This window comes from Mesorhizobium sp. B3-1-6 (genome assembly GCF_006439555.1).
Taxonomy (GTDB): Bacteria; Pseudomonadota; Alphaproteobacteria; order Rhizobiales; family Rhizobiaceae; genus Mesorhizobium.
Genome location: NZ_VFTM01000005.1, coordinates 1 through 11,942 on the forward strand (window position 1 = coordinate 1; position 11,942 = coordinate 11,942).

At 62.9% G+C, this 11,942-nt stretch carries 9 protein-coding genes; 5 read left to right on the forward strand and 4 right to left on the reverse strand.

The genetic code is table 11. The features are described 5' to 3' along the window. Nucleotides 1-140: 140 nt before the first annotated feature. Complete coding sequence (locus FJ414_RS06495) at nt 141-761, reverse strand: invasion associated locus B family protein (protein ID WP_095765425.1); 621 nt, start codon at nt 759-761, stop codon at nt 141-143. A 295-nt stretch (nt 762-1,056) separates the two neighbouring features. Between FJ414_RS06495 and FJ414_RS06500 the strand changes: the two genes are divergently transcribed. The 5 genes from FJ414_RS06500 (at nt 1,057) to mgtE (ending at nt 8,491) form a co-directional block, all read left to right on the forward strand. Continuing rightward, nucleotides 1,057-2,877, forward strand: coding sequence for an extracellular solute-binding protein (locus FJ414_RS06500; protein ID WP_140642542.1), 1,821 nt, complete (start codon nt 1,057-1,059; stop codon nt 2,875-2,877). Between the two features lie 40 nt (nt 2,878-2,917). Beyond that, nucleotides 2,918-3,598, forward strand: a complete 681-nt coding sequence (locus tag FJ414_RS06505) for a DsbA family protein (RefSeq protein ID WP_140642544.1) — start codon at nt 2,918-2,920, stop codon at nt 3,596-3,598. Nucleotides 3,599-4,196: 598 nt separating this feature from the next. Further along, a complete protein-coding gene (locus FJ414_RS06515) occupies nt 4,197-4,598 on the forward strand; it encodes a DUF6252 family protein (RefSeq protein ID WP_140642546.1) in 402 nt (133 codons plus the stop codon). 356 nt (nt 4,599-4,954) lie between these two features. After that, complete coding sequence (locus FJ414_RS06520) at nt 4,955-6,847, forward strand: ABC transporter ATP-binding protein/permease (RefSeq protein ID WP_181181546.1); 1,893 nt, start codon at nt 4,955-4,957, stop codon at nt 6,845-6,847. Nucleotides 6,848-7,126: 279 nt separating this feature from the next. Next, the gene (gene mgtE / locus FJ414_RS06525; protein ID WP_140642550.1) at nt 7,127-8,491 is read left to right on the forward strand and encodes a magnesium transporter; all 1,365 of its coding nucleotides are present in this window, start codon (nt 7,127-7,129) and stop codon (nt 8,489-8,491) included. A gap of 153 nt (nt 8,492-8,644) precedes the next feature. Here the strand turns inward: mgtE and FJ414_RS06530 are convergent, their stop codons facing one another. The 3 genes from FJ414_RS06530 to FJ414_RS06540 all read right to left on the reverse strand — a co-directional run bounded on the left by FJ414_RS06530 (nt 8,645) and on the right by FJ414_RS06540 (nt 11,937). After that, the gene (locus tag FJ414_RS06530) at nt 8,645-9,805 is read right to left on the reverse strand and encodes a serine hydrolase domain-containing protein (RefSeq protein ID WP_140642552.1); all 1,161 of its coding nucleotides are present in this window, start codon (nt 9,803-9,805) and stop codon (nt 8,645-8,647) included. A gap of 26 nt (nt 9,806-9,831) precedes the next feature. After that, nucleotides 9,832-11,220 (reverse strand): glutathione-disulfide reductase, encoded by a 1,389-nt coding sequence (gene gor / locus FJ414_RS06535; RefSeq protein WP_140642554.1) that lies wholly within the window; start codon nt 11,218-11,220, stop codon nt 9,832-9,834. 117 nt (nt 11,221-11,337) lie between these two features. Beyond that, nucleotides 11,338-11,937 (reverse strand): DUF2059 domain-containing protein, encoded by a 600-nt coding sequence (locus tag FJ414_RS06540; RefSeq protein ID WP_140642557.1) that lies wholly within the window; start codon nt 11,935-11,937, stop codon nt 11,338-11,340. Nucleotides 11,938-11,942: the final 5 nt, after the last annotated feature.

Below are 11,942 nucleotides of genomic sequence, written 5' to 3' on the forward strand. Positions count from 1 at the left end.
GTCAAAATCTCCTGACACCAACTTCTCAAAACTCTTCAATCACATAAAACAAAACCCCGCCGAAAATCGACGGGGTTAGTCAGCAGTCTGGGCGGGGCATTTGCCCCGCTTTTTGTTTTCGCAGAAACACGCTTCCGCGATCAGTTCGCGGTCTTGGCCTTGTCCTGCTCGTCCTTGAGCTTCTTGGCGAAGTCCTGATTGTTCTTGGCGACGAAGTCCTGCAGCTTCTTCTGCCGGTCCTCGATGTCCGACTGCTGCAGCGGCGGGCCGTCATAGGCGCCGCTGAAGCCGGTGAGCGCGATCTTGATCGGGTTCGGCTGGTTCTGGAAGTTGATCGACGTGAGCGTGATCCCCTGCCCCTTCTTGAAGGAAGCGACGAGCTGGTCGCTCAGCGGCACTTCCGCGACGCAGCGATCCGGGAAGCAGATCACATAGTCGAGCTTCTGCGCCTTGCCGGCATCGATCTGTAGCGCAATGCCCGGAGGCACAAGGCGGCCGGTCGGAACCGTAACCTGGAAGACCTTGCGGTTCACCTTGCCCTTGAGCTCGATCAGGCTGACGCCGGTGACGAGCTGGCCGTTGCCGGCGGTGACGATGTTCTGCACATTGCAGATGTCGACGTCTTCCTGCTTGGTGCAGGCCTTGAACCAGCCCTGCGGGATCTGCGGCTGCTGTTGGGCCGAGGCGGTGAAAAGCCCGGCGCCCAGAACGCCGACCACGCCTGCGGCCAGCACCGAAAGGCGGTACGCGTTGATCGTCATATGGTGCACTTTCCTCTCAAATGATCCCGGGGACCGGCTTCTTCGTGCCGTATGGTCCAGCTACCTGTTGCCCAAATGAGGCAACAGGATGACTTCGGAGCGCGTGTTACACTGCCAGCGGCGTCGAATCCAGCCCGGTTTCCGCGATTTCTTCGCGGTTTCCTCTCCCGGGGGCGAGCATCGATCGGTGCCGGAGCGGCCGAACCCGATTCCCAATCGGGCACCGATTCAATCGGGTGGCGAAATGCTCTACGGTGCATGGCGAATCACAAAGCCGCCCGGCAAGGAGACGGTCATGGACCGCGTTCTCGTTCGGCTGATCGCCGCGACCTCGTTTCTGGCTCTTTCGCTCCTTCCGGCACAGTCGGAGCCGAAGCACGGCATTGCCATGCAAGGCGAGCCGGCGCTGCCGCCCGACTACCAGCATTTCGACTACGTCAATCCGGACGCGCCGAAAGGCGGAAGCGTCACCTATTGCGTCGTCGGCTCCTTCGACAACCTCAACCCCTTCATCCTGAAAAGCCTGCGCACGACGGCGCGCGGCATGATCGATACCGTTTACGGCAATCTCGTCTTCGAGCCGCTGATGCAGCGCAACTATGACGAGCCCTTCAGTCTTTACGGACTGCTTGCCGACAGCGCTGACATGGATCCGGAGCGCAAGTCGATCGAGTTCCATCTCAACCCCAACGCAAAATGGTCGGACGGACAGCCGGTGACTCCGGAGGACGTGCTGTTCACCTATGACGTCTTTACCGACAAGGGCCGCCCGCCCTACAGCGACCGCATGAGCATGATCGCCAAGCTGGAAAAGACCGGCGACCACAGCGTGAAATTCACCTTCAACGACAAGGCCAACCGCGAATTCCCGATGATCGTCGCGCTGACGCCGATCGTCCCTAAGCACGCCTTCGACAAGGACACGTTCGACAGAACCACGCTGAAGCCATTGATCGGCAGCGGGCCCTACACCGTCGACAAGGTGCTGCCGGGGCAGCGCATCGTCTTCAAGCGCAACCCGGACTATTGGGGCAAGGACATTCCGCCGAAACGCGGCTTCGACAATTTCGACCGGATCACCATCGAGTATTTTCTCAACGCCAACGCCAAGACGGAAGCGTTCAAGAAAGGCATCTGCGCCCTCGATGACGAGACCGATCCGGTCAAGCGTGAGCGCGACATCGACTTTCCGGCCTTCCGAAAGGGCGATGTGAAGGAAGAATATTTCAACACCGGCATTCCCCCGGTGGTGACCGGCTTCCTGTTCAACACCCGGCTACCGAAGTTCGAGAATCCGGTTGTCCGCCGCGCGCTCGGCATGCTCTACGACTTCGAATGGACGAACAAGAACCTGTTCGGCGGCAAGTTCAACCGCACCATGAGCTACTGGCAGAATTCAGAATTGTCCGCGCTCGGCCATCCGGCTGACGGTCGCGAAAAGGCGCTGCTTGCCCCCTACCCCGGCCGCGTGCCGCCAGATGTGATGGACGGCACCTGGCGCCCGCCGGTGACGGACGGTTCGGGCCAGGATCGCAAGGTGCTCAAAGCGGCCTTCGAATTGTTGAAGAGCGCCGGCTTCCACGTGCAGGACGGCAAGATGCTCGACGCGCAAGGAAACCCGTTCGGCTTCGAGATCCTGACCTCATCGCAGGACGAAGAGCGGCTGGCGGCCGTCTACCAGCGCACGCTGGAGAAGATCGGTATCGACGTCGGCATCCGCACCCTCGACGGCGACCAGATCCAGTCGCGCAAGCAGCGTTTCGACTTCGAGGTTCTGATCGGGGCGAGCGGCTTCAGCAATTCGCTGTCGCCCGGCAGCGAGCAGCTCGGCCGTTGGGGATCGATCGCCGCGAAGACAGAAGGATCGTTCAATCTCGCCGGCGTCGCCGATCCGGCGATCGACGCCGCGATCGACGCCATGCTGAACGGCCGCACCAAGGAAGACTATGTCGCGGCGGTGCGCGTGCTCGACCGGCTGCTGATCTCGGGCAACTACCTGGTGCCGATGCAATACAACACGCAGCAATGGCTCGCTTACTGGAGTTATCTGGAACATCCGCAAAAGACCCCCATATTCGGCTATCAGCTGCCGACCTGGTGGCGAAAGCCCAACTGAGGCAAGCCCAGCCATAATCGGGACCAAAAAGGAAACGAGCATGAGCGCCGAGAACTCCATCACCGTCGATGTCGTGTCCGATGTTGTCTGCCCCTGGTGCTTCATCGGCCAAAAGCGGCTGGACAAGGCCATTGCTGCTGCAAGCGATGTCGACGTGCATGTCAACTGGCGGCCGTTCCAGCTCGATCCGACCATCCCGCCGGCGGGCATGGATCGCCGTCAATACATGCTCGGCAAGTTCGGCAGCGAGGAACGCGTCCAACAGATCCACGCGCGCATCGAACCGCTCGGCGAGGCCGAGGGCATCCATTTTGCATTTGGCGCCATCAAGATCGCGGCCAATACGCTCGACGCTCATCGCGTCATCCGCTGGGCGGGCGCCGCGGGTGAAGACGTGCAGAACCGGCTGGTGCGCCGCCTCTTCCAGCTGAATTTCGAGGAAGGCGTGAACATCGGCGACCACGCGGTGCTGATAAAGGCCGCCGGCGAGGCCGGCATGGATGCGTCTGTGGTCGAAACGCTGCTGCCGACCGATGCCGACGTCGAGGCAGTCCGCAACGAGATCGCCACAGCTTCGCGCATGGGCATCACCGGCGTGCCCTGCTTCCTGCTCGAAGGCAAATACGCGGTGATGGGCGCGCAGGATGCCGACACGCTTGCCGACGCGATCCGCCAGGTGGCCCAGGCCAAGGCGCGCGGCGAGCTCGAAACCGCGAACTGAATGCTCCTTCCGCGCAATCGGGGCGGAAGGCTGCGGCGAAGCCGCGCTATCTGACGCCGCGCGCTTTTCCGTGCTCCTACTTCGCGGTCGCTTTGGCCTTGCTCAGGAAGAAGCCATGGCCATTGCTGCCCGTGCAGCTTAAGCCCTTCTTCGACGACTGGCAGGAAACGGCCCCCTGCTCCAGTTGTTGCCGTAGCCAAGCTTGGTCACGTCGCTGCAACAGCCCTGCTCGCCGGGATTCTTGATCAGTGTCGCCGGCCCTTTCGGCCCCACGATTACGGTGACGTAGCTGGGCTCGACGCGTGAGCAGGAAAGCTCCGGTCCGCCATCCTGCGGCTGGTAAGTGCTGGTGCCGCCCTTCGGCGTATAAATGCAGCCGATGTTGCCGGAGCCGTGTTGTCAAATCATGCCCGTCCTGGCCGAACACGATCTGGTGAATCGCCTCGGACACGGCGCTGGGCTAGGATTGACAGGGGTTTTGGCTGATTTGAGGGCGACATAAATGGCAGTCAGGCATGGCGCATGGTTGCTGCTCTCTTTGCCTTTCGCCCTGGGGCTCCCATTGTCGTTACAGCGCGTATCGGCCGAGGAAGCCGTTATGTCGGCGACCTTCGAAGGCAAACCCTGGACGGCGTCCTTTACCCTGGCCCAGACGATGCAGATGGGCGGCAAGCCGGTTTTGAACCTGTCGGGAACAGAACAGGGCTCGCCGACCATGACCTTCAATTCGATGCTGGTTTTGAAAGATCCGAACGACTTTGCCGGCACCTATCCGCTCAAGACCGGGTCGTCCGCGAACAGCGCCAGCTTCAACATTCTCGATTCCGGCGCCATGGTCGGCCATGTCCGCTTCGCCAGCGGCGAGATCGTCGTCGACAAATACGATCCCGCCGCAAAGACTGTTTCCGGTCATTTCAGCGCATCGGGAAAAGACGAATCGGGCAAGCCCGAAGATCTCATTGACGGTAGATTTTCGGGCATTCCGGTCACCGCCCAGTAGCCATCCCGGCCCGCGGATACCTCTTTTCCATTCACAAACCCGTGTTTTTCGCTTCCCCAAGGGAAGGTTGCCGCCGGCTGGCGCAATCGTCTTTAACGCGCTGGAATAAAAGACGAAATCAGCTCGATAGGCGCCCCCTCGGCGTGGCCCTTCTGTTGCCCTCGGGCCACGGCGGGTAACCCTGTTCACATTCGCCGGCAGAAAATTAATGGAAAATGATCAATTGGTGTTACCATGTGTAACAAAACTAGAAAGGTTTGGGCGGGATCGTGACTTGGGTCGGTAGACCGCAACGTACATTACCGGAGCAAACATCCAGCGAGGCAAAGACCTCGTCCCTCACGCCGGTATCGTCGATGCGTACATTCTGGGGGCTGATGCGAGCCTACTGGTTCTCCAACCGGTGGAAGGAAGCTTGGACCCTCACCGTCGTCATTGCGCTGCTGACGGCATTGTCCAGCAAGGCTGGCGTCTGGTTTGCCGTGGCGTTGGGCGAATTGGGCAATTCGATCGCCTTCCTCCACGACGCCGCCAACCCCCATCCGTTGCAGACCATCCTGACCAATGCCGGCATATTGGTGCTGCTGGTCGTGCTGAAGGATGCCGGCTTCACCGGCGTGCGCAATCTCGTTTCAACGACCTTGCATCGCAAATGGCGGGGTTGGCTGAACAACCAGTTCAACCAGGCCCTGCTCGACGGCAACCATACCCATTTCCACGCCCAGCACGGTTCGGCGGCCGGCGGCATCGTCGCTCCGGACAACATCGACCAGCGTATCCAGGAATCGATCAAGGACATGACCGGCGGCGCCATCGGGCTTGCCATGGGCGTGCTGGGTGTCGCGACTTCGCTCTATTTCATCGGTGAAAACCTGATTGGGTCCTCGGTCGAGGTCAAGGGCCTGGAATTCCTGGGCAGCTACGGCACCGCGGTGCTGGCATTCCTTGCCGTCGCCATCTATGTGCCGCTGAACACCTGGATCGCAGTCAAGCTCGGGCGCCTGCTCGAGCGGCTCAATGTGCGCATGCAGCAGGCCGAGGGCAGCTACCGCAGCGAACTGACGACGTTCCTGCGCCGCAGCTTCCACGTCGCCGCCTCGCATGGCGAGGGCGTGCAGAAGTCGATGCATGACCGGCTCTATGTCGATATCGACAAGACATGGGGGCGGCTCAACATCGTCAACACCAGCTACACATCGTTCGAGCTGATCTACAATTTCGTCGGCGCCCGCATCGTTGCCTACTCGCCCGGCCTCGTGTCGTTCATCCACAACCACCTCGACTACAAGGGCTACATCACCGGCTCCGAAATGGTCGCCCAATTAATCAGCCAGTGTTCGTGGTTCATCCATGTGATGCCGGCGATTGCCACGCTGCGGGCCAACAGCCAGCGCGTCACCGAACTCGCCAACGCCATCGAGAACGTCCAGCACCCGCAAGAATTCTATCAGCAGACCGGCCGCTCCGACTTCAGCTACGCCACCCAGAACCCCGTGTTCGGCCTCACCATCCAGAAGCTCGAGTTGGCGCATCAGGGCGAGGATGCGACGCCCTTCCTCAGCGCCGCCAATCTGCGTTTCCGTCGCGGCGAATGGACCTTCCTCAAGGGTGAGTCCGGCTGCGGCAAGACTTCGCTTATCAAGGCGATCAATGGCTTGTGGCCATATGGCCGCGGCACCATCGTTTTCCCGGAAGGCGTGACGAGCTTCTACGCCGCCCAGGAGGTCAAGCTGCAGCAGGTCTCGCTAAAGCAACTCGTCTGCCTGCCTGGTTCCGAGAACGACCATAGCGACACGCAGGTCGCCGCAGCCCTGCATAAAGCCGGTCTCGGCGACTTCATCGGGCACCTGGCCGACGAAAGCCGTGAGGGCAAGGTCTGGGACCAGGTGCTTTCGGGCGGCCAGAAGCAGAAGCTGGTGGTCGCCCGCATCATCCTGCGGCAGCCCGGACTTCTGTTCCTCGACGAGGCGACCGGCGCGCTCGATCCCGAAGGCAAGATCGCCTTCCACCAGGCGATCAAGGACAATTGCGCGAACGTCACCGTCATCAGCGTCATGCACGAGGCAGTGCCACCGCGCTCGCTTACGGGCGAGGATTTCTACCACAGCGTGGTCGCGATCGCTGACGGCGTCGCCACCAAGAAGCCGCTCGCTCCCAGCCTGCCGCGCGAGCTCACCACCATCCTCACCCAGCCGCCGCGGCCGGCCGAGGACAAATGGCTGCGGTTCCGCCGGCTGAAGCAGAAATAGCAGTCAGGCCAAGCTTTTACCTGCTTCCATGGCTTGGCTGCTGCGGCTGCCGATCACAGTCTCGCGATCCGACCTCCCCTCCCCCGATTTCCGAGCTTTTGACAATTGACTCGGCAAAAAGCGCTCCTATGTTGCGCCCGCTCGCCAAATTCAAACTCGAACCCGGCGAGCAGAAAGGTCAACGCGCCATGCCTGGCGACAGTCACAGTCGAACGCAACCGCCGTCCGCCCTGACGTGACCTGATGGCTCACGTCCTGCCGGACGGCAAGGAGTGAGCCATGAACGAATTCGCCCCCGTATTGGACGACGAAGCAACCGCCGTCGCCCGTGTTCTTGCCAACGATCACGTCGCCGACGTCGTCGAAGCCCTCAACCACGAACCCCGCGAGACGGCCATCGAGCTGCTTTGCGCCGTGCCGTTCGAGCGGCTGGTCGAGATTTTCGACCAGCCGGAGCTCGAAGCAGCGCCCGAGCTCGCCGAAGCCCTGCCCCGCCCCAAAGCAAGCAAGCTTTTGACCGCCATGTCGGTCGATCGCGCGGCCGACATTCTGCGCGAGTTGGATGAGCCGGCCCGCTCGGAGCTGCTCGGCGCCTTGGCCACGCCGCTGCGCGCGACGCTGCTATCCATCCTTGGCTATCCGGAAGGCAGTGCTGCCTCGATCATGACGACGGAATTCGTCAGCGTGCCTTCGGACTGGACCGTTGGGCGCACGCTCGACTACATCCGCAAGGTCGAGCGCACCCGCGAAACCATCTACGCCATCTACATCGTCGATCCGGAGACGCAGCTCCTGCTGCGTTCTACCGGACTGCGCCGGCTGATCACCGGCAACCCGGAGGATCCGATCCTGTCGGTAGCGCCCGATCGCGTGCCGGTGACGGTGACGCCGCTCACCGATCGCGAGAACCTGGCGCAGACGATCTCGAAATACGACCTGCTCGCCTTGCCGGTGGTCGACCATGGCAGGATCCTCGGCATCGTCACCGTCGACGACATCATCGACACGATGATCGAGGAGACGACCGAGGACGTGCATCGTTTCGGCGGCATGGAGGCGCTCGACGAGCCCTATATGAAGATGAGCTTCCTCGCCATGATCCAGAAGCGGGCCGGCTGGCTCTGCGCGCTGTTCCTCAGCGAGATGCTTACGGCCAACGCCATGCAGAGCTACGAGAGCGAGCTGGAAAAGGCGATCGTGTTGACGCTGTTCATCCCGCTTATCATGAGCTCCGGCGGCAATTCCGGCTCGCAGGCGACGTCGCTCGTCATCCGCGCGCTGGCGCTGCGCGAGATCGGGCTGCGCGACTGGTGGCGGGTGGCGCTGCGCGAGCTGCCGACCGGGATGGTGCTCGGCTCGATCCTCGGCATTGTTGGCATCTGCCGCATCGCGCTCTGGCAGTATTTCGGCTTCTACGACTACGGTCCGCACTGGATGCTGATTGCGGCGACGGTGGGCGCGGCTCTGGTCGGCATCGTCACCTTCGGCTCGCTGTCGGGATCGATGCTGCCCTTCGCGCTGAAGCGCATCGGCTTCGACCCGGCAAGCGCCTCGGCGCCGTTCGTCGCCACGCTGGTCGATGTCACCGGGCTGGTCATCTACTTCTCGGTGGCGCTGGTGATCCTGCGCGGCACGCTGCTTTAATGCATGTCGCGCAAAAGTGACCTCGGTTTTGCGACAACGACATGCATCAAGCAACGACCTAAAGCGCGTCGCGTGAATCCGTTTCGACGCGACGCGCTTTAGGCCTGAAAACTTTACCCGCCGCCGGTATTTGACGGCGGCGGGTTGTCTCCGTCATCCGGCCTGGCGGCCGTAGATCGCGTCGCGCAGCGCGTCCGGGAAGGCGCCCATCATGCCGGCGATCGCCGTGTTGGTAAGCGCCACCACCGTCAGCTCGAGCGTCGGATCGACGAACCAGGAATGGCCGTAGACGCCGCCCCATCGCCAGGTGCCCGGAGCCTGCGGCGTCGTCGCCGCCACCGGGTCGCGCAACACGCCAAATCCCAGACCCCAGCCCCAGCCCGGCATGGTCGTCTTCAGACCTGTGATCGCATCCCTGGTCATCGCCGTTGCCGTCTCGGGGCGGATGACCGTCCCGTCTCCGCGCCGCAGCGCTTCGAGCAGCTTCAGGACATCGCCGGCCGTTCCGTTCATGCCGGTGCCGCCGGATGCGAAGGAAGCGGGATCGAAAGTGCGCCCGGGCGTGAACGAGATGGCGCCATCGCCGAAAGGCACGAGATGATGCTCGCCCATGGCGACTGCCCCGCCGGGGCCGTCCGCGTAAGGCGTCACCAGCCGGGCCCGGTTACGGACGGCAAAAGCCGTGTCGCTCATACCGAGAGGCCTGGCGACCAGACGCTCGGCAAGGTCCGGCAAGGTTTCATCCGCGGCTCTCGCCATCGCCTCGCCCAGGACGTCCATCGCCACCGAATAGCCCCAGCCCGCGCCCGGCGCGAAGGACAGCGGCACCGACGCGATGCGGCGGAGGTTCTCGGTCATGGAAAGGCCCGGCTGGTCGAGGCCATCCGAGATGCCGGCCCGTTGATAAGGACCGCCGGCGGGCTGGCGAAAGCCGTAATCGAGGCCGGCTGTATGGGTGAGCAAATGCCGGATGGTCAAGGCGGGTTCGCTGCCGTCGGCAAGCTTCGGTCGGAACTCGGGTATGAATTTCGTCACCGGATCGGCAAGATCGATCACGCCAGCCTCGACCAAGACAAGCGCCGCGGTGGCGACGACCGGCTTGGTCACCGAGGCCAGGCGGAAGATCGCGTCCTGTCGCATCGGCTCGTTCGCCTCGCGGTCGGCGACCCCGGCTGCGCGGCCATAAAGGATCTCGCCGCGCCGGGCGACGAGAACGACCGCGCCGACGATACGGCGCTCCTCGATCGCGCCATCCACGACCTGATCGACGCGCCGGGCGAAATTGCGGTCCAGCGGCGCGGCGGTGGCGGACATCGCAGGCTCCCTGAAATCCTGAAATGTCAGACGCGTTCGCCGTTCTTCACGCGATAGGTCGGCTTGTACATCGTCACCAGTTCCTCGGCCGCCGTCGGATGCACGGCCATGGTGCGGTCGAAATCGTCCTTGGTCAGGCCTGCCTTCAGCGGAATGCCGAGAAGCTGCGCCATCTCGCCGGCATCGGGGCCTAGAATATGGGCGCCGATCACCTTCCTTGACGCGCCGTCGACCACCAGCTTCATCAGCATCTTCTCGTCGCGGCCGGACAGCGTGTGCCGCATCGGACGGAACGATGCGCGATAAATCTCGACATCGGGATAGCGCTTGATCGCGTCGTCCTCCGACAGGCCGACGGTGCCGATCTCCGGCTGCGAGAACACCGCGGTCGGTATGGTGTCGTGATCCGGCGCGGTCGGGTTGTCCTTGAAGGCCGTCTCGACGAAGCACATCGCCTCGTGGATGGCGACCGGCGTCAGTTGCACGCGATGAGTGACGTCGCCGATCGCCCAGATGTTGTCGACATTGGTGCGCGAATATTGGTCGACCACGATCGCGCCCGTCTTGCTGAGTTCGATACCGACGCCCTCCAGGCCCATATTCTCGGTATTGGGAATACGCCCGATCGCCAGCATGACCTGATCGACCGTCAGGGTTTGGCCAGAAGACAGCAGCACGTCGAGCCGGCCCTCCGAGGTCTTGCGCACCCATTCCGAAACGGTGGGGCAGAGGATCCTGATGCCTTTTTTCTCCATTGTCTCATGCAGCGAGCGGCGCAAATCCATGTCGAAGCGGCTCAGGATCTCCTGGCCGCGATAGACCAGCGTGGTGTCGACGCCCAGGCCGTGGAAGATGTTGGCGAATTCGACGGCGATGTAGCCGCCGCCCTCGATCATGATCGCCTTCGGCAGCTCCTTGAGATCGAAGGCCTCGTTGGAGAAGATGCAGTATTCGTGGCCTGACAGCGCCGGATGCGGTGCGGGCCGGCCGCCGGTCGCGATCAGGATCTGGTCGGCGCTGACCGTGCGGTCCTCGGCAACCAGATAAATGCTGTGCTGGTCGACGAGCACTGCACGCGAATGAAAGGTCTCGCCGCCGGAGCCCTCGACATTCCTCTTGTAGATCGCCTCGAGCCGCGCGATCTCCTTGTCCTTGTTGGCGACCAGCGTCTGCCAGTCGAAGCTTGCCTCGGGCACCGTCCAGCCATAGCCGGCGGCGTCGGCGAAATGCTCGGGAAATTGCGAGGCATAAACATAGAGCTTCTTCGGCACGCAGCCGCGGATGACGCAGGTGCCGCCGAAGCGGTACTCCTCCGCGACGGCGACGCGCTTGCCGACAGCCGCCGCCACCCGGGCCGCCCTCACCCCGCCGGAGCCGCCGCCGATGACGAACAGATCATAGTCATAACCGGCCATCGCGTGGGCTCCTGCGGATGAGAAAGACGGGTCACAGGTAGGCTGCAAAGCGGCAAAAGAAAAGCCCGGGCAAACCCGGGCTTTGTGGTCCAGCCGCGGTCGGCGGATTGACTGGGATCAGTTTTGCGAGTCGTCCGCCGGGGTCGAATTGTCGGCGGGAGCGGAACCATCGGCGGGCGCGGTGGCGTCCGGAGCCGGTGCTGCCGGCGCCGCGGCCTTGGCGGCGGCGGCGATCGTTTCGCCGACCTGCTGGGCGAGGTCGCGGGCGACGCCGTTCTGCCAGATGTCGGCGGCCTTCACGAGGTCGCGCGTCACCGCGGGACCGCTGTCCAGCAGCTTCTTGCCGGCTTCCGAGCTGTAGAAGGTGGCAATGTCGTTGAGCTCCTGCTCGGAAAACACCTTGGCATAGGCAAGTGCTGCTTCTTTTTCGAGATCGGCGCGCCGCGAGGCGAGGCTGAGCGCTTTCTCGGCCACGGTCTTGCCGATCAGCTCCTGCATGTCGGGGTTCTTCTGGATGAGCTGCGCCTCGAGCGCGCCGGCCGCCTGCGGCAGGATGTTGTCGAACGTGTCCGTGGCATGGATCGCCGCGACGGCCGCGCGCGCCGCCTTCAGATGCGATTCGCTGACATCCTGCGCAAACACCGGCGAAGACAGCGCAAGGGCGGCCGAGGCCGCCAGAAGCATCGAAAAGCGGCGAACTCGTTTAGGCAACATCATGGTCG

Bases quoted from the DNA above. Each gene is read 5' to 3' on its own strand.
- FJ414_RS06540 (WP_140642557.1), bottom strand. From the start codon at position 11,937: ATGATGTTGCCTAAACGAGTTCGCCGCTTTTCGATGCTTCTGGCGGCC.
- FJ414_RS06500 (WP_140642542.1), top strand. From the start codon at position 1,057: ATGGACCGCGTTCTCGTTCGGCTGATCGCCGCGACCTCGTTTCTGGCT.
- FJ414_RS06505 (WP_140642544.1), top strand. From the start codon at position 2,918: ATGAGCGCCGAGAACTCCATCACCGTCGATGTCGTGTCCGATGTTGTC.
- FJ414_RS06515 (WP_140642546.1), top strand. From the start codon at position 4,197: ATGTCGGCGACCTTCGAAGGCAAACCCTGGACGGCGTCCTTTACCCTG.
- FJ414_RS06530 (WP_140642552.1), bottom strand. From the start codon at position 9,805: ATGTCCGCCACCGCCGCGCCGCTGGACCGCAATTTCGCCCGGCGCGTC.
- mgtE (WP_140642550.1), top strand. From the start codon at position 7,127: ATGAACGAATTCGCCCCCGTATTGGACGACGAAGCAACCGCCGTCGCC.
- FJ414_RS06495 (WP_095765425.1), bottom strand. From the start codon at position 761: ATGACGATCAACGCGTACCGCCTTTCGGTGCTGGCCGCAGGCGTGGTC.
- FJ414_RS06520 (WP_181181546.1), top strand. From the start codon at position 4,955: ATGCGTACATTCTGGGGGCTGATGCGAGCCTACTGGTTCTCCAACCGG.
- gor (WP_140642554.1), bottom strand. From the start codon at position 11,220: ATGGCCGGTTATGACTATGATCTGTTCGTCATCGGCGGCGGCTCCGGC.